The sequence below is a fragment of the Amycolatopsis kentuckyensis genome (assembly GCF_002155975.1).
Taxonomy (GTDB): Bacteria; Actinomycetota; Actinomycetes; order Mycobacteriales; family Pseudonocardiaceae; genus Amycolatopsis; species Amycolatopsis kentuckyensis.
Genome location: NZ_MUMI01000185.1, coordinates 1 through 20,436 on the forward strand (window position 1 = coordinate 1; position 20,436 = coordinate 20,436).

21 protein-coding genes are annotated in these 20,436 nt (G+C 72.0%); 7 read left to right on the forward strand and 14 right to left on the reverse strand.

What is annotated here, in order from left to right:
• Positions 1 to 94 precede the first annotated feature (94 nt).
• Genes CCN39_RS18615 through CCN39_RS18635 form a run of 5 tightly spaced genes read right to left on the reverse strand, consistent with a single transcriptional unit; the run spans position 95 to position 5,048 of the window.
• A complete protein-coding gene (locus tag CCN39_RS18615) occupies positions 95 to 577 on the reverse strand; it encodes a GNAT family N-acetyltransferase (RefSeq protein WP_244210860.1) in 483 nt (160 codons plus the stop codon).
• Between the two features lie 54 nt (positions 578 to 631).
• Complete coding sequence (locus tag CCN39_RS18620) at positions 632 to 1,048, reverse strand: nuclear transport factor 2 family protein (RefSeq protein WP_086843661.1); 417 nt, start codon at positions 1,046 to 1,048, stop codon at positions 632 to 634.
• 54 nt (positions 1,049 to 1,102) lie between these two features.
• The gene (locus CCN39_RS18625) at positions 1,103 to 1,975 is read right to left on the reverse strand and encodes a phosphotransferase family protein (protein ID WP_086843663.1); all 873 of its coding nucleotides are present in this window, start codon (positions 1,973 to 1,975) and stop codon (positions 1,103 to 1,105) included.
• Entirely contained in the window at positions 1,960 to 2,778 is an 819-nt protein-coding gene (locus CCN39_RS18630; protein ID WP_086843665.1) for a siderophore-interacting protein, read from the reverse strand. Before CCN39_RS18630 ends, CCN39_RS18625 begins: the two co-directional genes overlap by 16 nt.
• Positions 2,775 to 5,048 carry an ATP-binding cassette domain-containing protein gene (locus CCN39_RS18635; protein WP_086843667.1) on the reverse strand — a complete coding sequence of 758 codons (2,274 nt, stop codon included), beginning with the start codon at positions 5,046 to 5,048 and terminating at the stop codon, positions 2,775 to 2,777. The genes CCN39_RS18630 and CCN39_RS18635 overlap by 4 nt, the downstream gene beginning before the upstream one ends.
• 76 nt (positions 5,049 to 5,124) lie before the next feature.
• Here CCN39_RS18635 and CCN39_RS18640 point away from each other — a divergent pair, with 76 nt between their 5' ends.
• Positions 5,125 to 5,925 carry a TetR/AcrR family transcriptional regulator gene (locus tag CCN39_RS18640; RefSeq protein ID WP_086843669.1) on the forward strand — a complete coding sequence of 267 codons (801 nt, stop codon included), beginning with the start codon at positions 5,125 to 5,127 and terminating at the stop codon, positions 5,923 to 5,925.
• Here CCN39_RS18640 and CCN39_RS18645 read toward each other — a convergent pair.
• Genes CCN39_RS18645 through CCN39_RS18675 form a run of 7 tightly spaced genes read right to left on the reverse strand, consistent with a single transcriptional unit; the run spans position 5,903 to position 12,782 of the window.
• Positions 5,903 to 6,658, reverse strand: a complete 756-nt coding sequence (locus CCN39_RS18645) for a class I SAM-dependent methyltransferase (RefSeq protein ID WP_086843671.1) — start codon at positions 6,656 to 6,658, stop codon at positions 5,903 to 5,905. The two genes, CCN39_RS18640 and CCN39_RS18645, sit on opposite strands and share 23 nt — an antisense overlap.
• A complete protein-coding gene (locus CCN39_RS18650) occupies positions 6,655 to 6,885 on the reverse strand; it encodes a putative acetyltransferase (RefSeq protein ID WP_086843673.1) in 231 nt (76 codons plus the stop codon). The genes CCN39_RS18645 and CCN39_RS18650 overlap by 4 nt, the downstream gene beginning before the upstream one ends.
• Positions 6,882 to 7,112, reverse strand: coding sequence for a glutaredoxin domain-containing protein (locus tag CCN39_RS18655; RefSeq protein WP_086843675.1), 231 nt, complete (start codon positions 7,110 to 7,112; stop codon positions 6,882 to 6,884). Before CCN39_RS18655 ends, CCN39_RS18650 begins: the two co-directional genes overlap by 4 nt.
• Entirely contained in the window at positions 7,109 to 9,214 is a 2,106-nt protein-coding gene (locus CCN39_RS18660) for a phage holin family protein (RefSeq protein WP_086843677.1), read from the reverse strand. Before CCN39_RS18660 ends, CCN39_RS18655 begins: the two co-directional genes overlap by 4 nt.
• On the reverse strand, positions 9,211 to 9,792 hold the full coding sequence (locus CCN39_RS18665) for a DedA family protein (protein ID WP_086843679.1): 582 nt from the start codon (positions 9,790 to 9,792) through the stop codon (positions 9,211 to 9,213). Before CCN39_RS18665 ends, CCN39_RS18660 begins: the two co-directional genes overlap by 4 nt.
• Complete coding sequence (locus tag CCN39_RS18670; protein WP_086843681.1) at positions 9,789 to 10,571, reverse strand: MBL fold metallo-hydrolase; 783 nt, start codon at positions 10,569 to 10,571, stop codon at positions 9,789 to 9,791. The genes CCN39_RS18665 and CCN39_RS18670 overlap by 4 nt, the downstream gene beginning before the upstream one ends.
• Positions 10,572 to 10,631: 60 nt before the next feature.
• Positions 10,632 to 12,782 (reverse strand): terpene synthase family protein, encoded by a 2,151-nt coding sequence (locus CCN39_RS18675; protein ID WP_208630266.1) that lies wholly within the window; start codon positions 12,780 to 12,782, stop codon positions 10,632 to 10,634.
• A gap of 202 nt (positions 12,783 to 12,984) precedes the next feature.
• On the opposite strand from CCN39_RS18675, the gene CCN39_RS18680 reads away from it, so the two are divergent.
• Positions 12,985 to 13,281, forward strand: coding sequence for a GNAT family N-acetyltransferase (locus tag CCN39_RS18680; RefSeq protein ID WP_086843682.1), 297 nt, complete (start codon positions 12,985 to 12,987; stop codon positions 13,279 to 13,281).
• 151 nt (positions 13,282 to 13,432) lie between these two features.
• On the forward strand, positions 13,433 to 14,449 hold the full coding sequence (locus tag CCN39_RS18685; RefSeq protein WP_086843684.1) for a S1 family peptidase: 1,017 nt from the start codon (positions 13,433 to 13,435) through the stop codon (positions 14,447 to 14,449).
• Between the two features lie 58 nt (positions 14,450 to 14,507).
• Here the strand turns inward: CCN39_RS18685 and CCN39_RS18690 are convergent, their stop codons facing one another.
• Together CCN39_RS18690 and CCN39_RS18695 are read right to left on the reverse strand one after the other, a co-directional pair.
• Positions 14,508 to 15,131 carry an SAM-dependent methyltransferase gene (locus CCN39_RS18690; RefSeq protein WP_086843685.1) on the reverse strand — a complete coding sequence of 208 codons (624 nt, stop codon included), beginning with the start codon at positions 15,129 to 15,131 and terminating at the stop codon, positions 14,508 to 14,510.
• 77 nt (positions 15,132 to 15,208) lie between these two features.
• Positions 15,209 to 16,786 carry a discoidin domain-containing protein gene (locus CCN39_RS18695; RefSeq protein ID WP_086843687.1) on the reverse strand — a complete coding sequence of 526 codons (1,578 nt, stop codon included), beginning with the start codon at positions 16,784 to 16,786 and terminating at the stop codon, positions 15,209 to 15,211.
• A 170-nt stretch (positions 16,787 to 16,956) separates the two neighbouring features.
• Here CCN39_RS18695 and CCN39_RS18700 point away from each other — a divergent pair, with 170 nt between their 5' ends.
• From CCN39_RS18700 to CCN39_RS18715, 4 genes are all read left to right on the forward strand, one after another.
• Positions 16,957 to 17,685 (forward strand): SDR family oxidoreductase, encoded by a 729-nt coding sequence (locus CCN39_RS18700; protein WP_086843689.1) that lies wholly within the window; start codon positions 16,957 to 16,959, stop codon positions 17,683 to 17,685.
• 97 nt (positions 17,686 to 17,782) lie between these two features.
• Positions 17,783 to 18,982: a cytochrome P450 gene (locus CCN39_RS18705; protein ID WP_086843691.1), complete on the forward strand. Its 1,200-nt coding sequence runs from the start codon at positions 17,783 to 17,785 to the stop codon at positions 18,980 to 18,982.
• Positions 18,979 to 19,797, forward strand: coding sequence for an SCO6745 family protein (locus tag CCN39_RS18710; protein WP_086843695.1), 819 nt, complete (start codon positions 18,979 to 18,981; stop codon positions 19,795 to 19,797). The genes CCN39_RS18705 and CCN39_RS18710 overlap by 4 nt, the downstream gene beginning before the upstream one ends.
• A 59-nt stretch (positions 19,798 to 19,856) precedes the next feature.
• Positions 19,857 to 20,436: SDR family NAD(P)-dependent oxidoreductase (locus CCN39_RS18715; protein WP_086843697.1), on the forward strand; the 580-nt coding region annotated here is incomplete at its 3' end.

The window sequence follows — 20,436 nt, forward strand, 5'->3', positions numbered from 1 at the left end:
GCGGGTGGCGCTGTTCCACAGCGTGCTCAACCGGACGGGGGCGGAGCTGGTGGAGCCGTTCGTCGACGAGCTGGTGTCGCTGGTGTTCGCGTGATCACAGCGGCTTCCGCATGAGGGTGCAGGTGGTTTCGCGGCGGCGGATCGAGCCGTCGGGACCTTCTTCGTCCCAGCCGTCGGGTTGACAGCCGTAGGCGACGTAGCCGAGCCGCTCGTACAACTTGCGCGCACGGGGGTTGTCCACTTCGACGCCCAGCTCGGCCCGGCGCAGGCCGCGTGCCCGGATCCGGTCCTCGGCCGCGAGCACCAGCGCGGTCCCGATCCCGCACGACTGCAGGACCGGGTGCACGGCGAGCTGCCCGATGGTGCCCGCGCCGGCGGTCTGCCGGTAGTCGATCAGTCCTTTGCCGACGGGCCGCCCGGACCGCGCCGCGCAGGCGACGAGGTAGTCGGCGTCGTCCCGGCGGAGTTCCTGGGCCACGTGTTCGAGGTGCAGCCGGGAGCCCGACCAGCCGCAGTCGGGCAGGTCGGCTTCGGTGAGGTCGCGGATGAGCAGCGGGACCACGATTTCGGAGCGCACGGAAAGCACGGTATCGGTTCGCCGGTGCGGGGGCTGCTCCATAACAGCGCGTGCTCAGCCGGTCTCACTGAAGACCATGCGGTGGCCGCGGGCGGTGTCCATGTACTCGCGGACCCGGTGGACGAGCCCGTCGCGGAGTTCGAAGACGAAGCAGTAGTCGTTGGCGTAGCGGTTGCCGTTGGCCAGGGTGGCCGTCATCGTCTCCTCCACGACCACCCGGTCGCCGTCCGCGTGGAAGCCGTGGAACGTCACCGTGACGTCGCTGGCGAAGAAGCGCGGGAAGTCCTCGGCGAGGAACTGCACGATCGCTTTCCGGCCGACCAGGTGGGAGGGGCCGCCCAGGGCGACCGCGGTGGCGTTGCCCGGCGGTGCCAGCCATTCGGCGTCCTCGGTGAAGACGGCGGAGATCCGGTCCGCGTCGTGCGTGGCGAAGGCTTTCCAGGCGTTCTCGACGATCTCGCGGCTCGGCATGCCCGCGACCCTAAGCGCGCACGGCCTCCGCGGGCTGGCGGATTTGCGACGTCATCACAGCGCCCGCTGGGCCGCGTCGAGGTTCTCCGCCAGCCACGCGGAGACGAACCGCTGCCGGTCCGCGTTCGTGTCCTGCCGCGGCACCATCTCCGCCAGGAGGATCAAACCCAGGTAGATGCGGTACAACGTCAGCCGGCGCCGGGCCGGGGCGTCGAAGCGGGCCACGCCGTAGCCCTCCAGCAACGGCTGGTCAGGTTCGTGGAACAGCGTCAGCGAAACGAACTCCGCCACCGGGTCGCCCCAGAACGCGCGCTCGGCGTCGACGATGCCCGACACCCGGCCGTCCCGCACCAGGATGTTGCCCTGCCACAGGTCGAAGTGGACCAGGACCGGCGTCGTGACCGGCTCCAGCAGCGGCTCGTGGCGGCGGACCAGGTGCGCGATCTCCGCGGCCGGGCGCGGCAGCCGCACCCGGTAGCGGACGGCGTCCGCCAGTACCGCGTCCACCATCGCGCGAAACGCCGAAAACCACGTTCGGTGCAGGGGGTCCTGGAGGTAGCCGAACCCGTCGCCGGTCGTCTCGTGCAGGCGCGCCACGATCGCGCCCAGTTCGGCGCGCAGGTGCGGGCCGGCGCCGGGCGTCCGGTTCCACGGCTCGCCCGGCACCTCCGTCATCAGCAGGAACCCCGGCCCGGCGCCCACCACCGACGGCAGCGGCCCGGATGCCAGCCGGTAGTACTCCGCCTCGGTCGCCAGCAGGTCGTGTTCGTACGTCAGGCCCGCGGTCGTCGGCGCGATCTTGAGCACCAGCCGGCGGTCGTCCGCCAGCCGCAACCGCACCGCCCGGTTGTACGTCCCGCCGCCGAGCTCCTCGGCCGCCACCACCGAAGCCGGGTCGATGCCCGAGGCCGTCAGTTGCCCTTCCACGCGGCCGAGTCTGCCAGCTTTTCCGCGGCGTCGGCCAGGTCCTCCGGGGTCGGGGCGTCGTCCTGGGCCAGGCTGCGCCGCCAGTAGCCGGTGAACTCGATGACGCCCTTCGCCAGGCCGCGCTCGCCGACGAGGTGGCGGCGCAGCGACCGCACCATCCCCGCTTCGCCCGCCAGCCACGCGGCCACCGAGCCGTCCGGCAGCTTCGCGTCGCGGACGGCTTCCAGCAGGCGGCGGCCGTGCTCGGCGCCGTCCCGGTGCAGCCAGCGGACCTCGCCGGGCAACGGCTGCTCCTCCGCCGCGTCCGCGACCTCGAGGAACACCACCGCGTTGTCCACTTCGGACAGTATGGAGGCGACGGCGGGGATCGCCGTCTCGTCGCCCGCGCACAGCAGGGTGTCCGCTGTGGACAGTGGACGGCGGTAGGCCGGGTCCGGGCCGTACCGGCCGAGGACGTCCCCCGGCTTCGCTCGAGAGGCCCAGGCGGTGGCCGGGCCCGCCGAGCCGGTGTGCAGCACGAAGTCGACGTCGATCCGGTCGCGATCCCGCGAACGCACCGTGTAGCTGCGCAGCACCGGGCGCTCGGCCTCGGGGATGGCCAGGTACGCCTGGTACCAGCGCATGACGTCGCCCTCGTCCGACGGCAGCCGCACCGGGCGGCCCGGCGGCGGGAACAGGAGCTTCAGCTGCTGGTCCGGCCAAGCCTCCAGCCCGGCCAAACCGGAGCCGGTGAAGGTGACGCGCACCGTCCGCGGCGTCACCCGGCGCACCGCCGTCACTTCGAGCAGGCCGGTCGGTTTCACGGCTTCCCCAGGTATTCGCGCAGGTGGCGGGCGGTCAACGTCGAGGCGTCCGCGACGAGCGCGGCGGGCGTGCCCTCGAAGACGACCCGGCCGCCGTCGTGGCCGGCGCCGGGGCCGAGGTCGATCAGCCAGTCGGCGTGCGCCATCACCGCCTGGTGGTGCTCGATGACGATCACCGTGTTGCCCGCGTCGACGATCCGGTCGAGCAGCGCCAGGAGCTGGTCGACGTCGGCGAGGTGCAGCCCGGTCGTCGGCTCGTCGAGGATGTACGTCGAACCCTTCTCGGCCATCCGGATCGCCAGTTTGAGCCGCTGCCGCTCGCCACCGGAGAGCGTGGTCAGCGGCTGCCCGAGCGTCAGGTAGCCGAGGCCGACGTCGGCGAGGCGGTCCAGCACCGTCCGCGCGTTGCCGGTCGTGAAGAACTCGCGGGCCTCGGCGACCGACATCGCCAGGACCTCGCTGATGTTCTTGCCGCGCAGCAGATGAGTGAGCACCTTGGGCGTGAACCGCTTGCCCTCGCACTCTTCGCAGACCGAGGCGACCCCGGCCATCATCGCCAGGTCCGTGTAGATCACGCCGAGGCCCTTGCACCTCGGGCAGGCGCCTTCGGAGTTGGCGCTGAACAGGCTCGCCTTGACCCCGTTGGCCTTGGCGAACGCCGCCCGGATCGGGTCGAGCAGGCCGGTGTAGGTGGCCGGGTTGGACCGGCGGGACCCGCGGATCGCCGACTGGTCGACCACGACGACGTCGTCGCGGTGGGCCAGCGAGCCGTGGATCAGCGAGCTCTTGCCGGACCCGGCCACCCCGGTGACCACGGTCAGCACGCCGAGCGGGACGTCGACGCTGACGTCCCGCAGGTTGTGCAGCTTGGCGCCGGTGATGGAGACGTGCCCGGACGGCGTGCGGACCCGGTCCCGGAGGGTCACCCGGTGGTCGAGGTGGCGGCCGGTGAGCGTGCCGGACGCGCGCAGGCCGTCGACGCTGCCGGTGTAGCAGAGCCGGCCGCCGTCGGCGCCCGCGCCGGGACCGAGGTCGACGACGTGGTCGGCGATCCGGATGGTCTCCGGCTTGTGCTCGACGACCAGGATCGTGTTCCCCTTGTCCCGCAGGCACAACAGGAGGTTGTTCATCCGCTCGATGTCGTGCGGGTGCAGCCCGACGGTCGGCTCGTCGAAGACGTAGGTGACGTCGGTGAGGCTGGAACCCAGGTGCCGCACCATCTTCACGCGCTGCGCCTCGCCGCCGGAGAGCGTCGCGGACTCGCGGTCGAGGGAGAGGTAGCCGAGGCCGATCTCGACCAGCGAGTCGAGGGTGTCGCGCAGGTTGCCCAGCAGCGGCCGGATCGACGGCGCGTCGAGGTTCCGCACGAACTCGGCGAGGTCGCTGATCTGCATCGCGGCGCAGTCGGCGATGTTCCGGCCGTCGATCTTCGCCGACAGCGCGGCCTGGTTGAGCCGGGCGCCGCCGCACTCGCCGCAGGTCTTGAACGTCGCGGCCTTCTCGATGAACCCGCGGACGTGCGGCTGCAGCGACTCGGTGTCCTTCTGCAGGTAGAGCCGCTTGACCTTGACCGCGAGGCCTTCGTAGGTGAGGTTGCTGGTGCCGACCTTCACCTTGCACGGCCCCTTGTGCAGCAGGTCGTCGAGCTGCTCGGTCGTGAAGTCGCGGATCTTCGTGTCCGGGTCGAAGAACCCGGAGGCGACGTAGATCTGGACGTACCAGCTGTCGGGCGCCCAGCCGGGGACGACGACCGCGCCTTCGTTGAGCGAGCGGTCGAAGTCGAGCAGGGCGTGCACGTCGAGGTCCGACACGCGGCCGAGGCCCTCGCAGGCCGGGCACATGCCTTCGGGCAGGTTGAAGCTGAACGCGCCGGACGTGCCGACGTACGGTTCGCCGAGCCGCGAGAAGGCGATCCGCAGCATGGCGTAGGCGTCGGTCGCGGTGCCGACCGTGGAGCGCGAGTTGGCGCCCATCCGCTCCTGGTCGACGACGATGGCCGCGCTGAGGTTCTCCAGCAGGTCGACGTCCGGGCGCGAGAGGCTCGGCATGAACGACTGGAGGAAGGCGCTGTAGGTCTCGTTGATCAGCCGCTGGGACTCGGCCGCGATGGTGCCGAAGACCAGGGACGACTTGCCGGAGCCGGACACGCCCGTGAACACCGTGAGCCGGCGCTTCGGGATGTCCAGGTCGATGCCGGTCAGGTTGTTCTCCCGGGCCCCCCGGACCTCGATCACGTCGTGGGTGTCGGCGGCCCGCCTGGGTGAAGTCATACCGTCCTTCTAGATAGTTTAGGCTGTAAAGTGATTCTCCAGCGTACATTACTTTAGGGTGTAAGGAGTCGGCAAGGTGGTCGTCTTCGCGGGTCAGGGCGACGCCCGGCGGTCCATGGAGCTGTTGTGGGGGCCGCGGGTGGTGGCGCCGCGCACCGGCCCGGGGCCCAAGCCGGGCCTGTCCGTCGAGGCGATCGTCGCGGCGGCGATCGAGATCGCGGACGCCGATGGCATGGCGGCGCTGTCGATGCGCGCGGTCGGGGAACGCCTCGGCCGCACGGCGATGGCGCTGTACACGTACGTGCCGGGCAAGACCGAGCTGGTCGACCTCATGTACGACCGGACCCTGGGCGAGCTGCCGTCGGCTTTTCCGTCGTCCGACGGGTGGCGCTCGGCCGCGTTGGCCCTGGCCGGTTCGCTGTGGGACCTGCACCTGCGGCACCCGTGGCTGCTGCAGGTCTCGCCGGCGCGCCCGGTGCTCGGGCCGGGGGAGTTCCACGTGCAGGAGACGCTGCTTTCGGTCCTGGCGTCGACCGGCTTGCCGCTGTCCCGGGTGCGCTGGGTGGTGGCGGCACTGTTCAACATCGTCCGCGGCTCGGTCCAGGCGGCGGCGGAGTCCCGCCAGGCGGCGCGCGAGACGGGACAGTCCGAAGAGGACTGGTGGTACGCGAGGTCGGCGTTGCTGCAGGAGCTGGCGCCGGATTTGCCGGCGCGGTTCCCGACGGTGGCCCGGCTGGGGGAGGAGGGCGAGTACGAGGCGTCGGGGTCCGACGAGCCTTACCTGGAGCGGGAGGCGCGGCTGTCGTTCGAGGCGGGTCTGGAGCTGCTGCTGGACGGCGTCGAAGCGGCGATCGTCAAGGCTTCCGGGCCTCGATGAGGAACCGGGTCGTGTGGGCGACGAAGGGGCCGTCGCGCTCGATCTTCTCGTGCAGCTCGCGCAGCCTGTCGCGGTACTGCTCGACCGTGAAGCCCGGGACCATCCAGATCACCTTGCGCAGGAAGTAGACCACCGCGCCGATGTCGAAGAACTCCGTGCGCAGCGACTCCGAGCGCAGGTCGACGACCTCCAGCCCGGCCGCGAAAGCGGCCGCGACGGCCCGGTCCGGGTGACGGCTGTTGCGGCCTTCCTCAGGCTGCGGGCCGAGGAAGAACTCGACCAGTTCGAACACGCTCGCCGGGCCGACCTGCTGGGAGAAGTACGTTCCGCCGGGACGCAGGACGCGGGCGATTTCGGACCACGAAGTCGTCACCGGGTGACGGCTGGAGACCAGGTCGAACGCGTTGTCGCGGAAGGGGAAGCCCGCGGTGGCCACGACCCGGACCCCGCGCGGCCGCAGCCGGGCCGCCGCCTTCGCGATGTTCGGCGGCCACGACTCGGTGGCCACCAGAACCGGCGGCAGGGCGGGGCAGCCGTCGAGGACCTCGCCGCCGCCGGTCTCGAGGTCCAGGGCCGCCCGCGCCGAACTCAGGCGGGCACCCAGGAGGCGCTGGTAGCCCCACGAAGGCCGGGCCTCCGTGGCGCGGCCGTCCAGCCACGAGAAGTCCCAGCCGTCGACGGACACCGCCGAAGCTTCGGCCACCAAAGCGTCGAACACGGCTCCGATCGTCATAAAGCGGGCGGCGGACCGCCACCCGATTTCCGGACCGGCGGCGGAGGCACCGGCTTGGCGAGCGTGACCGAGGAGAACGCCACCACGACCCGGCCGCGCCGGGTCTCGACCGTGCAGGAGACGTCGTCGCGCGCCACCAGGTCGCCGAGCGCGTCGGTGAAGCCGCCCTCGATGCGGTAGCGCACCACTACCCGCGTGCCGAGCGGCAGTTCCCGCAGCAGCTTCACAGCCGCGAGCTCAGCTCGGCGTCGGACGGCTCGACCAGGAACGAACCGTCCTCCCAGACGATCGTCGGGATGCGGCGGGCGCCGTCCTGGAGCTCGCGGACGCGGCGCTCGGCGTCCGCGTCCGCCTCGACGTCCACATAGGAATATTCGACGCCTTCGCGGTCGAGCAGCGCACGGCTGCGCTTCACGTCCGGGCACCAGCTCGCGCCGTAGACTGTCAGCTTCACGAAACCACCTCCGATACCGGGGTTTCCACCCGGGGGTGGCCCAACTCTGCCAGCCAGCCGCGGAACACCCGGTGCAGGGCCTCCGCCCCGACGACTTCGCCCGGGAACCGCAGCTCACGCGGGTGCACCACGAAGCCGCGCTGCTGCGGGCCGCCCAGCCCGCCGTGCGAGCCCACGTGCGTCTCGAACGGTGACGCCTGGTCCGACTCCGGGTCGTAGCGGCTGTTGATCATCACGTCCGCGCAGTGCGGGAAACCGTCCACCCGGCGGATCAGGTCCGCCGCGTGCGGGCCGTACGGCGTCAGCGGGTCCTCGCCGATGACCACACCGGAAGCCAGCCGGTGGAGGCCGTCGCGGCCCAGGACCACCGGGCCGAACTCGCGGCTCGAGACCAGCAGGAACCCGACGCCGGGGTGGTCCACCAGGGACGGCAGCAGGTCCGGGAACTCGCGCTCGATCGTCTCCAGCTCGACGCGGCCTTCGTGCTCGGTGAACGACACCATCGCGAGGTGCCCGGACACGACCACCACCACGCCCGGCGCCACGCGGGTGACCGCGCCGGGTGCGCCGGACGTCGTGCGCGGGCGGTCCTCGGCGCACTCCGCGTCCTCCACCCGGGCGCGCAGCCGCCGCGCGATCAGGCCGCCGCTCTTCGTCGCCTCCGCCAGCGCCGCGTTGATCTGCCAGCTCTCGGCCTGCCGCCGCTTGCCCGCCGCCGGCGACGGCGAACCGCCGCACAGGCGGCCGACGTACGCCTCGATCGTCTCGCCGAACCGCTGCGAGAACGCCTGGCCCTGGGTCTGGCCGTGGTCCGACAGCGCCACGACGTGGTAGCGGCGCGGCGCCAGCCGGGCCGCCCGGTGCAGCCGCGCGATCTGCTGGTCGATCGAGCGCAGCACCGACAGCGTGTCGAACCGCTCGATGCCGGAGTGGTGCGCGACCTCGTCGTAGCCGAGGAAGTCCGCGTACACCACCGGCCGCCCGGCCAGCATGTCGCCGAGGATCGCCGAGACGACGACGTCCCGCGCGATCACCGTCGTGCCCGGCCGGGCGAGCGGGTACCAGCCGCCGCGCGGGACCCGCGGGACGACGCCCGCGCGGCGCTGGCGCACCGACGCGCTGATTTCCCGGAAGACGTCGACGAGCGCGACGGCGAACGTGCGCAGCGCGTTGACCGGGTTCGCGAAGTAGGCGTAGTAACCCGCGCCGAGCCGGTCGCGGTGGCGGCGCAGCAGCTTCTTGGGCACCAGCACCGGGATCGAGCTCATCGTGAGGCTGACGTGGGCGGCGTCGCCGGAGAACAGGTTGCCGCGGCTCGCGCCGTCGCCGGCCAGGAGGCCACGGCCGTCGGAGTGCCGCCGCTCGATCTCGGCCGCGTCGGCCGGGTGCGCGCACGCCACCACGTGGTCGCGGTCCTTTTCGTACCAGCGGAAACCGAGGATGTCGTGGTTGGAGCCGTGCAGGATGCCGCAGACGCTCGCCCCGGTCTGCGAGCTCCAGTCGGTGTGCCAGCGGTCCAGCGCGTGGCTGTCCTCGGCGAGCCACGCGGCGAACGTCGGCATGTCGCCGTCGCGGATCGCGCGGCGGACGGTGTCGTACCCGAGGCCGTCGATCTGCAGGAACAGCACGCCGGGCGGCTGGTCCGCGGCGTCGGCGGCCGGGGTGTGACGACGGCGGCGCCGGGCGGCGCGGCGGAAGAAGATCTCGTCCTCGTCGACGGCGAGCAGGCTGGAGATGAGCGCGCCGACGGCGGCCATGCCGAGCGTGACGATCACCGCGGTCCGGAAGCCTGCGACCTCGACGCCCGGCACGGTCCGGAAGACGGCGAGGGTCCCGGCGCCGAGCAGCAGGAACCCGAAGCCGCCGAAGGTGAAGAACGCCAGCGGGTAGGCGATCCGCATGACCAGCGGCCAGACGACGGCGACGAGCAGGCCGAGCAGCAGCGCGCAGACCGTCGGCTGCCACCAGTGCGTCATCCGGAACCCGGGCAGGAGGACGTCGAGCAGGCGCAGCGCGCCGGTCACCGCGATCCAGACCCCCACCGCGCGGGCGACGGCCCGGCCGCCGCGCAGCAGCCTGCCCTTCGGCGCCGTGGTCGTCACACCGGCTCCTTGGTCCTGCGCCGCCACCGGGCGATGAGGTTGGCCAGCACGGTGACCAGCAGGACGAGCACGGTCGCCAGCAGCGTCGCGACGAGGGGCGAGTCGAAGATGCCGCCGCTGACGATGCCGAGCACGGCGTACGCGCACGCCCAGAGCACGCAGGCGCCGAGCGCGGCGGGCAGCAGCCGCCGCCACGGGTAGCTCAGTGCGGCCGCGGCGAGCAGCACCGGGATGCGGCCGGCCGGGACGAGCCTGCCGACCACCACGAGCTGCCAGCCGCGGCGGGCGAACTGCTCCCGGGCCTTCTCGAGCCGCTCGGCGGGCTGGCGGCGGCTGATCCAGCGGAACGCGGCTTCGCTGCCGAGACGCGGGATCCCGAACGTCACGACGTCGCCGAGGTAGGCGCCGAGGGTGGCGAGGACGATCACCAGCGGCAGGGACAGGTGCCCGGTGGTCGTCGCGACGGCGGCCCCGGCACCGACCACCGCGCCGGTGGGCACGACGGGGACGATCGAGCCGAGCAGCACGCCGCCGAACACCGCGGGGTACCCGATGGCGGCGGGGTCGGTCCAGTTCACGCGCGGTCCCTCGGTGCGGGCAGGACGACGTCGGCGCCGGGTTCGGTGAAGAGCACTTCGGTCTTGCCTTCGGCTTCGGCGGCGAACACGCGCGGCGGGTCGGCGAGCAGGCGGCGCATCCGGGCGGTGCGCCGGATGCCGGGGAGGGCGAGGGTGCCCCAGTGCACGGGGACGGCCGCCCGGGCTCGGACCAGCGCGGCGGCCCGCGCGGCGCGGGCGGGGTCGAGGTGCCCGGGGCCGAGGTTCGGTCCCCAGCCCCAGACGGGCAGCAGGGCGACGTCGACCGGGCCGAGGTCGCGCATGCCGTCGAACAGGTCGGTGTCACCCGCGCTGTAGATCTTCTTGCCGTTGCTTTCGATCAGGTGCCCGAGCGCGGGGCTCTGCGGCCCGTGGGTCAGGCGCGGCCCCCACCGGTGTCCGGAGTGGACGGCTTCGGTGGCGGTGACGGTCAGGCCGCCGTCGACGAGCGTCTCACCGGGCGCGATCTCCTCGACGTTCCGGAAGCCCTTCTTGGCCAGCCAGGAACCCGCGCCGCGCGGGACGACGATCCGGGTGCCCGTGCCGAGCAGCTCGAGCGACGGCAGGTGCAGGTGGTCGCCGTGCAGGTGCGAGAGCAGGACGAGGTCGACACCGGCGTAGCTCTCGGGCGGCGGCGGCGGAACGACCCGGACGAGCCCGCCGACGCGCGCGGTGAGCACGGGATCGGTCAGCACCACCCGGCCGCCGAGGTCCAGGCGGACGGTCGAATGGCCGAGGAATCGCAGGCTGAAGCCGCTCACGCCCCGAGTATCACCTCCGCCGCCGCCGAACGCCCGGCGGAGTGGCCAGGGCAACGCCGTTCAGTGACCCGCGGGAATCAGGGACGAGATGCGCAGCGACGACGTCCCGATGCCGGTCGGGCCACCGAACGCGGTCGCCGTCGCCGCCGCCGGGTGGTAGCGGAGCTCCGGCTCGGTGTAGCGGCCCACGTTCTCGTGCCAGTTCAGGATCCCGGCCATCCAGTCGCGGAATTCCTGGACGTAGCCGAGCAGCATCTCCTCGACGGCCGGTTCGACGGCGTGGTCGCGCACCAGGGCCGGCAGCTCGATCGCCGCCGCGTGCTCGAACTCCGCCAGCCGGGCGTGCACCAGGTCGGTCACCACCGCGAACGCGCGCTCTTCGGTGCAGTCCAGGAAGTTCCGCACCACCAGCACCGCGTTGTGCAGCTCGCCTTCGTACTGGATCTCCTTGCGGTAGGAGTAGAGGTCGTTGATCAGGCACGCCACGTCCGTCGCCGAGTGCTCGATCGCCTGCACCGGCCGCGTGCGGTACAGCGCGGGCGGCACCGCACGGCCGTGGGAGAACCGCGAGAGGCTCATCGTGAGGTCCGAACCGAACGTCCGGCGCCGCATCTCGACGTAGTCGATCGGGTCGGGGATGCGGTTCTGCGCCTGGTTCGCCAGCTCCCAGAGCCAGCTCGACGTCATCGACTCGACCGCGCGGCGCACCGCGCGCCGGTTTTCCGTGGTCATGCCCGCCGTGGTCCGCGGCCAGAGGTCGGCCAGGCCCGCTTCCAGCGCCGTGGTCGGCTCCGGCATCGGCGCATCGTGCACCGGCATGAACGCCGACAGGCGGAGGTTGGCCGCCTTCGCGCCCGCCAGGTCGCGCGCCGCACCGAACACCACCGGGTAGTAGTCGTCGGCGTAGGTGCCCCAGGTCAGCCAGTCGCTGGTGACGTCGAGGCCCTCGGCCGTCGCGTCCGGGTGGATGCCCGCCGCGCACAGCGGCAGGTCGGCGGCGCGCAGCTTCCGCTCGTCCCAGACCACGCCGTCGAGGAAGCCCGTGCGCCGCGCCCAGTCGACGTTCCGGCGCCGGGCGGACTCCAGGTGCGGGCTCAGCCGCAGCGGGAACGGCACGGTGACGGACGGCCGCGGGACGTCGACCGCGCGGAACGGCGTCGAGCCGTACGCCCGCAGCCGTTGCGGCGCGGTGGCGAGCACCGACGTGAACATGCGGGCCGCGGAGGTGCCGCGGCCGGCCAGGGCGCCTTCGTTCATGTACCGGCTGGACCGCAGGTGCCATTCGTGCCCGCCGGACTGCCAGTCCTGCAGGCCCTTGACGTAGGCGAAGGTCGCCGCGCGCGCGGCCGGGTCGACGCAGTGGTCGTCGAACAGCGCGGGCACCTCGGTGAGCGCGGTGTGCTCGAACTGGTGCAGCCGGGAGGTGATCAGGTCGTTGACCGCGTCGGCCGCCTGCTGGGTGCCCAGCCCGAGGAACTTCTCGAACACGAGCACGCCGTTGGACAGCTCGCCCTCGTCCTGCACCTCGCGCTGGTAGGAGAACAGGTCGTTGCGGAGGTGGACGCTGTCGGCGAAGCAGTCGCGCAGGACCTCCATCGGCCGGGACGCGGCGATCGCGTCGGGCACCTCGGCGTGCACCGAGTGCTCGACCAGGTTCGCCGACCACGGCGCGCCGCCGACCTTCCGCCGCATCTCGACGTACTCGATCGGGTTCGCGAGCCGGCCTTCGTTGATGTTGGCCAGTTCCCACAGCGACTCGTCCAGCAGCGCCTTCGTGCTGTCGACGAACCGGCGCCGCCAGCCGGCCGACCGGTGCGGGATCGTCCGGTTCCACAGGTCGGTGAGGCCGCGCTCGACCGGGTTCTCCGGTGTCGCGGTGATCTCGCCCTCGGCGGGCATGAACAGTTCCAGGCGGTCGAGGTAGCCGCGGGCGCTGTCGATGTCGCCGGTGCGCTTGTACAGCTCGAGGAAGTGGTCGTCGAAGTAGAAGACCCAGACGTACCAGTCGGTGATCAGGTCGAGCTCGTCGGCACCGGCGTCGGGGTGGGTGTACGCGCAGAGCAGCGCGTAGTCGTGGGAGTCGAGGTCGTGCTCGGTCCAGATCACCGTGCCGTGCTGCGGCACGTCGATCATGTCCAGCTCGCGCGCCCACGCCTTGCTGTGGTCGCGCGCGCGGTCCAGGTGCGGGTTCCGCCGCGCCGGGTAGGGCATGTAGAACTCGGGGAGGACGAACGGCTGCTCAGGCACACCGCGAGGCAACCAGCCGGCCGCGGTGTCCGCCAAGGGGAACACCCGGGAAGCACACGAACGGGACGGGCGCTTCCCCCGGCCGGCCCAGCGGCCCGCGCGGCCCGATCGGCACGCCGTGGCGGGCCGTCGCACGATGGGGGACGTCCCCGAGCGAGGAGAGCAGATGACCGACGGAAACCGGGTGGTCGACAACCCGGACGAGAACCGCTACGAGCTGTGGGCGGGCGAGAAGCTGGCGGGGATCGCGCAGTACGACCGCCGCGGCGACCTCACGGTGTTCACCCACACCGAGATCGACGACGCCTTCGCCGGGCAGGGCCTGGGCAAGGTGCTGGCGGCGGGCGCGCTCGACGACGTCGTCGCCCACGGCGGGACGATCGTGCCGGTCTGCCCGTTCATCGCCGGGTACCTGAAGAAGAACCCGGGGTACGAGGAGCACGTCCGCCGGCCGCGCGAGTAGGCCGGAAGGGGTGACGCGTTACGCCGTTCGGGGCGGTCTGAGAGGTATGTCCGGTTCCCTTGGTTATTAACCAACCTTCGTCGGTAGTGCGTTGGTTGCCTGGCAACGAAAGTGTCCGCACAGGCTTCGAACGGCAACCTGGAGGAAGTTGATGACTCCCCGGAAGACCGCCCTCAAGACCCTCGCCGTCTTGTCGGCCGCGGCGCTGACCAGCGGCGTTTGCGCTTCGGCGGCCACCGCGTCCCCGCTGGCCTTCGCCGAGCTGCAGGCCCGCGCGATCACCGGCGCCACCCAGGTGGCGAACGCGCTGGGCGCCGCGTCCGGCGGTGTCTACCTCGAAAACGGCAAGGCCGTCGTGAACGTCGTCGACGACGCCGCCGTGCGGCAGGTGCAGGCCGCCGGCTTCACCGCGAAGAAGGTCAAGCACACCTTCGCCGCGCTGACGGGTGTCAAGAACGAGCTGGACGCGGTGAAGAACGTGCCGCAGACCGCGTGGGGCATCGACACGAAGACCAACCAGGTCGTGGTCAAGGTCTACGACGCGGCCAGCAAGGAGACCGCGGGCAAGGTCGCCGCGGCCGCCGCGAAGTACGGCGACAGCGTCCGCGTCGAGCACCGCACCGGCAAGCTGGAGCTCTACATCGCCGACGGCGACGCGATCCAGAACAGCCAGGGCCGCTGCTCGCTCGGCTTCAACGTGACGCGCGGCGGCTCGCCGTTCCTGCTCACCGCCGGCCACTGCACCAACCTCGGCGGCACCTGGTCCGGCGGCGACGTCTCCGGCGCGCAGGTCGTCGAAAGCGACTGCCCCGGCGCCGATTCCGGCCTGCTGACCCGCCCTAACGGCACCGGCCCCGGCGAGATCAACACCGGCCAGCAGATCACCGGCGCGGCGACGCCGACCGTCGGCGAGCAGATCCAGAAGCAGGGCTCGACCACCGGCGGCGGCAGCGGCGAGGTGACCTCGGTCGACGAGTCGGTCAACTTCGACGTCGGCGTGCTCAACCACGAGTTCGGCACCACCGCGCACACCGACCACGGCGACTCCGGCGGCCCGGCCTACGACGGCGCCAAGGGCCTCGGCACGCTGTCCGGCGGCGACACCCAGACCAGCTACTTCTACCCGCTCACCCTCGAGCTGCAGGCCTACGGCCTCGAGCTCGCCTGAGCCAGGGCGAGGGCCCGCTCACTTCCGTCGGGGGAGGTGAGCGGGCCCTTCGCTCGTCTCACGCTTCGAGGCGCCGCGCGCGGTAGACGGCGTCGGTGTGGTGGCCCTCGCCGCGCGTCTCGCAGGTCTCGACCACCCACGGCCAGGGGTCGCCGAGGTAGCCGGTGATCTCCTCGGGCTCGAAGTACAGCTCCTCCGGCGGCTTCTGGCCGTCGAACTCCCGCATGGCCTTCGGCGAGTGCCCGACGACCAGCAGCGAACCGCCGGGCCGGATCGCCGCCGCGGCCGCCGTGAAAACGGTGCGGCGCAGGTCCGGCGGCAGGTGCATGTACTGCGCGGAGATCAGGTCGTAGCTCTCCTCCGGCTGCCACTCGAGGATGTTGCGGTGCAGCCAGTTCACCGTCACGCCGGCCTCTTCGCCCGCGGCTGCCGCACGGGCGAGCGCGGTGGTCGAGATGTCGACACCGTCGACCGTCCAGCCCTGCTTGGCCAGCCAGATCGCGTCGCCGCCTTCGCCGCTGCCGAGGTCGAGGGCGCGCCCGGGTTTCAGGCCTTCGACCTCGGTGCGCAGGTTGACGTTGACGTTCCCGCTCCAGATCCGGTGCTCGTCACGCTGGTACATCGCTTCCCAGAAGTCCTGCTTGAGCATGGCGTCGACGGTCATCGGGTGGTCGTGGGGCATGGTTCCTCCTCAAGGACGTCCTCCGAGCATGCGGACAACATCCCCGAGAAGGCAAACCTCGTTGCCGGTTCGGCAACTCAGGGGGTGCCGTACACCTGCATTTCGTACAGCGAGTAGCCGTACGACGTGCCGCGCGTGACGCCGTTCATCCGCACGTACCGGCCGGTGCCGGCCAGGCCGGTGAGGTCGTCCGTGCCGCCGTTGCCGGTCGTGGTGCTGGAGATCGTCGTCCAGGTCGTGCCGTCGGCCGACGTCTGGATGCTGTAGGCCTTCCCGTACGCGGCTTCCCAGGTGAGCTTGACGTGCGAGACGGACTTCGTGGCGCCGAGGTCGACGCGCAGCCACTCCGCGTTGCTGCCTTCCTTGGACGCCCACCGCGTGCTCGTCAGGTTGCCGTCGACGGCGGCGCTCGCCGGGTACGACGACGACTCGGTGGAGGACGCCGTCGCGGCTTTGCCTTGCGACAGCAGCGTTTCCGGGCCGCCGGTGCCGGTCACGGTGACGCCCAGTGAAGCCGTCCTCGTGCCGCCGGTCAGCGTGATCGTCGCCGAGCCGGGGGACGCGGTGGCCGCGGCGGCGACCGTGACGGTCGAGGTCCCGCCGGCGGGCACCGACGCGGGGGAGAAGGACACGGTCACGCCCGCGGGAGCGCCGCTCGCGGAGAGCGTGACGGCGTCGGTGGAGGTCACGGTGGCCGTCGCCGAAGCGCCCGGCGCGACCGAGACCGACGACGGTGTCACGCCGAGGCCCGGGGCGCTCGCCGCGGTGAACGTCCAGCGGGCGGCGGTGCCGGAGCAGCTGCCCGCGGTCAGCGTGGTGCCCGAGGCGCGGAAGCACTTGCTGCTGGACTGGATGTCCGAGATGGTGCCGTCGGGGTTGATCGACCACTGCTGGGCCGGGCCGCCGGTGCAGGTCTGGAGCACGATCGAGCTGCCGGAGATGCCCGCGCACTTGTCGTTGATCACGAGGAACGCGCCGTGGAAGGTGAACCGCTGCTCGGCGGTTCCGGTGCAGGCGGCCACCTTCAGCGTGGTGCCGCTGCCCGGGGCGGCCAGGCAGGTGCCGGTGGAGTTGTTGCGGTACTGGCCGACCGTGGTGTTCGGCTGCGCGCCGCCCCAGCACTCACCGGTGCTGGTGTCGAAGATCGGCGTGGCGTCATAAGGCTCGTTCGAGGGCGGGTCGACGACGACCGGTTCCATGACCGGGGTGTTGTCGGGGTTGTAGTGCGTGAGCGCGTCTTCGCAGTCGATCGCGTCGAAGGCGCTGCCGCCCTTGCCGCCGAGCCAGAGGTCGATGTGGCGCAGGCCGGGGCCGCCGTTTGGGCCCTGGCTGTTCCAGTCGTCGGAACACTCGTCGCAGCCGTCCTCCATGATGAAGTACTTCTTCACCCGCGGCACCCAAACCCTGGTGCCCGGCTTCAATTCGTCGCTGCTGGTGGCGAAGGTGATCGGGTCGGCGTAGGTGCCCTTGCCGCCCGCGGTGTCGTGGATCTGCGGGTAGGAGATGTCCCCGCCGGGCGGGGTGTTGTCCCACCAGCCGTAGAAGGTGAGGAAGGTCGGCTGGGTGGTGGCCGCGCTCGCCGCGGGAGCGCCGGTCAGCGCGGTGGCCATGGCGAGGAACAGGGTCACGACGAGCACGAGCGCGCGCCGGGTCATGCTGCCTCCGGGAGGACTGGGCGGACGATGACTGCGGCGTGCGTCCAGGTTCGCCGTGCTTCCGGTCGCCGTCAAGACCTATTCGTAAAGTTTCCTAACAAATGCGGGTTCGTGTCCCGCTCGCCGGGAAAATCCGGTGGGGAAGCGGTTTCCTCGGCGAAGATGGCGGCATGAGCGAACAGCGGGAAATCGTGGTCACCGGGGGCGGCACCGGCATCGGGCTGGCGATCGCCGCCCGGTTCGCGGCGGCGGGCGAGCGGGTGACCGTCACCGGGCGGCGCAAGGACGTCCTCGAAGCGGCGGCGGAGGAGATCGGCGCGCGGGCGGTGGCCTTCGACGCGAGCGACCCGGCGGCGGTGCAGGCCGCGCTGGCGGACCTGCCTTCGCGGGTGGACGTCCTGGTCAACAACGCGGGCGGCAACACCGACCGGATCCGGGAGGCACCCGCACCCGGCGACCTGAAGGGTCTCGCCGACGCGTGGCAGGCCAACTTCGAAGCCAACGTGCTCTCGGCCGTGCTCGTCACCGCGGCGCTGAAGCCGCGCTTCGCGGACAACGTGCGGGTGGTGACTCTCGGCTCCATCGCGGCGAAGCAGGGCTCGGGCTCGTACGGCGCGGCGAAGGCGGCGATCGAGGCGTGGAACACCGATCTCGCGCGCCGGCTGGGCGCGGCGGGCACGGCGAACGTCGTCGCACCGGGCGTCATCCTCGACACGGAGTTCTTCCACGGCACGCTGACCGACGAATGGCTGCAGCCGCGGATTTCCCTCGCGTTCAACCAGCGTGCCGGGCGCCCGGAGGAAATCGCCGACACCGTGCGGTTCCTGGCCGCACCGGAAGCCGCGCACCTCACCGGCCAGGTCGTCCACGTGAACGGCGGCGCGTACGGCGCCCGCTAGGCCATCCGGGTCGCAAGTGGGGCGCCCGCCCCACGGCGGCCGCCGTTCTCTCCATGGTGGAAGTGTCGAATCCACCGGAAGAGAGAGGTGATCCGCCGTGACGGCCGCACCCGCAACCCCGGCTCTCCCGACGACCCGGCCGGCCGGCTGCCCGTTCGACCCTCCCGAAACCTACGCCACCCTCCGGGAAACCGCGCCGACGTCGAAGGTGCGGTGCCCGGCGGGCATGGACGCGTGGCTGGTGACGCGCTACGCCGACGTCCGCGCGGTGCTCGCCGACCGCACGATGAGCTCGCGCGGCGCGTCTTCGGTGCACGCGAACCCGAACGCCGACCTCGACTTCGAGGTCAGCCCGGGTTCGATCATCCAGCTCGACGGCGCCGCGCACTCGCGGCTGCGGAAGAAGGTGATCGCGGAGTTCACCGTGCGGCGCGTGGAAGCGCTGCGCGGGTACGTGCGGGAGCTGGTGGAGAGCCACCTGGACGCGATGCTCGCGCGGCCCGGCCGCGCGGATCTGGTGCAGGACTTCGCGTTGCCGATCCCGTCACTGGTGATCTGCGAGCTGCTCGGCGTCCCGTACGCCGACCGGTCGCACTTCCAGCAGCAGAGCTCGACGCTGGTCAGCACGGACGCGACGCGCGAGGAAGGCGAGCAGGCGTACGACGCGCTTTCGGGTTATCTGGCCGAGTTGTTCACCGCGAAGCAGCGGAATCCGCAGGACGATCTCTTCAGCAGGCTGTCCGCCGCCGGCGACGCCCTGACGATGGAGGAACTCGTCGTGCTCGGCCTGAGTCTCCTGGTGGCCGGCCACGAGACGACGGCCAACATGATCGCGCTGAGCACGCTGGTGCTGCTGGAGCACCCGGGTGAGCGCGAGGTGGTGCTCGCCGAGCCGGAGCGGGCGGTGGAGGAACTGCTGCGGTACCTGTCGGTGGTGCAGTGGGGCGTGCTGCGGTACGCGACCGCGGACGTCCGGGTCGGGGCGCGGTCGATCCGGGCGGGAGAGTGGCTGGTGGCGGCGCTGAACTCGGCGAACCGCGACGAGTCGGTGTTCGCGGGCGCGGACAAGCTGGACTTCGGCCGCTCCTCCCCGCGGACGCACGTGGCGTTCGGGTTCGGGGCGCACCAGTGTGTGGGCCAGCAGCTGGCGCGGGTGGAACTGCAGGAGGCGTTGACGGGGTTGTTCCGGCGGGTGCCGGATTTGCGGCTGGGAGTGGCTCGGGAGGAGCTGGAGTACAAGCACAACACGCTCGTGTACGGGGTCCGGGAGCTGCCGGTGGCCTGGGGGTGCCCGTGACGGCTCGCCGCCTCTGGGCGGCCGTGGAACCGCTGCACGCCGTCGTCTACTTCGCACCCCAGACGGCCGAAGCGGCGAAGGCGGCCGGCCTGCGTGGCTACTGGATGGGCTACTTCGCGGGACGGCTGGCGCCTCTCGGGCCGATCGGCCCGGAGCCGGCGACGGCGATGCTGTTCGGCTTCGCGCCGGCGATGGTGGCCCGGGCGTTGCCGGACGCGTGGTCGTTCGCCTCGCCCGAAGCCGTCGTCGCCTCCCGGATCGAAGCGGTGGCGTCGGCGTTGCGCACGGTCGCCGGCGACGTCTCGGAACTGAGCGCGCTGCTGTGGCGGGCCGTGGACGCGTGCGAGTTCGGCGGCCGCCCGCTCGCGGCGGCGTGGGCGGCGGTGCCGAAACCGGCGGATCCGCCGGCGCGGCTGTGGCTGGCGGCGACGATCCTGCGTGAGCACCGCGGCGACGGCCACGTCCTCGCGGCGGTCCGCGCGGGGCTGACCGGCCTGGAGACGACCCTCACCCACATCGGTGATGGCGTGCTCGCCCGTGCGGACATCCAGCCCCATCGCGGCTGGTCGGACACGCAGTGGGACGCGGCGGTGGACCGGCTGCGGGCCCGCGGGCTCCTCGACGCGGACGGCGTCCTGACCGCCGCGGGCCGGGATCTGCGCCGCGGGATCGAGGACGACACGGACCGGCTGGCGGGGGCGGCGCTGAGCACCGACGTCGAGCGGCTGCTGGAACTGGCGGTGCCACTGAGCCGGGCGGTGATCGACAGCGGGCTGGTCACCATGCCGAACCCGGTGGGGTGCCCGCGTCCTTGAGTGTCGATTCCGGGTGCGCCCGTTCGACGCAGGGGTGACCGGACACTCGGGAGGACTTCATGACATTGCTCGACGGCAAGAACGCGATCGTCTACGGCGCCGCGGGGCGGATCGGCGCGGCGGTGGCCACCGCCTTCGCCGGGGAAGGCGCGCGGGTGTTCCTCGCCGGCCGGACCCGGGCCCGGCTGGACGAGGTCGCCGGCCGGATCCGCGCGTCCGGCGGGCGGGCCGAGACGGCGGAGGTCGACGCCCTCGACGAGCTCGCGGTGGACGAACACGCCGCCGCGGTGGCCGCCGAGGGCGGGCTCGACGTCTCGTTCAACCTGATCGGCCACGGCGACGTCCAGGGCACACCGCTGGTGGAGATGGCGCTCGCGGACTACGAGCGCCCGGTGCTGACGGCGGTGCGCACCCAGTTCCTGACGGCTCGCGCGGCGGCCCGCCACATGATCGGGCAGCGGTCGGGGGCGATCCTGTTCTTCGGGGGAGCGGGCGATCCGGTGCGGGAGTTCGCGGTCGGCGGGCTGCAGGTGGCGTTCCACGCGCTGGAGGCGATGCGCCGCCAGCTGGCGGCCGAGCTGGGGCCGCACGGGATCCGCACGGTGACGCTCCGGACGGGCGGCATCCCGGAGACCCTGC

Bases quoted from the DNA above. Each gene is read 5' to 3' on its own strand.
- CCN39_RS18620 (WP_086843661.1), bottom strand. From the start codon at position 1,048: ATGCCGAGCCGCGAGATCGTCGAGAACGCCTGGAAAGCCTTCGCCACG.
- CCN39_RS18635 (WP_086843667.1), bottom strand. From the start codon at position 5,048: ATGACTTCACCCAGGCGGGCCGCCGACACCCACGACGTGATCGAGGTC.
- CCN39_RS18645 (WP_086843671.1), bottom strand. From the start codon at position 6,658: ATGACGATCGGAGCCGTGTTCGACGCTTTGGTGGCCGAAGCTTCGGCG.
- CCN39_RS18675 (WP_208630266.1), bottom strand. From the start codon at position 12,782: ATGCCCTACCCGGCGCGGCGGAACCCGCACCTGGACCGCGCGCGCGAC.
- CCN39_RS18680 (WP_086843682.1), top strand. From the start codon at position 12,985: ATGACCGACGGAAACCGGGTGGTCGACAACCCGGACGAGAACCGCTAC.
- CCN39_RS18685 (WP_086843684.1), top strand. From the start codon at position 13,433: ATGACTCCCCGGAAGACCGCCCTCAAGACCCTCGCCGTCTTGTCGGCC.
- CCN39_RS18690 (WP_086843685.1), bottom strand. From the start codon at position 15,131: ATGCCCCACGACCACCCGATGACCGTCGACGCCATGCTCAAGCAGGAC.
- CCN39_RS18695 (WP_086843687.1), bottom strand. From the start codon at position 16,786: ATGACCCGGCGCGCGCTCGTGCTCGTCGTGACCCTGTTCCTCGCCATG.
- CCN39_RS18700 (WP_086843689.1), top strand. From the start codon at position 16,957: ATGAGCGAACAGCGGGAAATCGTGGTCACCGGGGGCGGCACCGGCATC.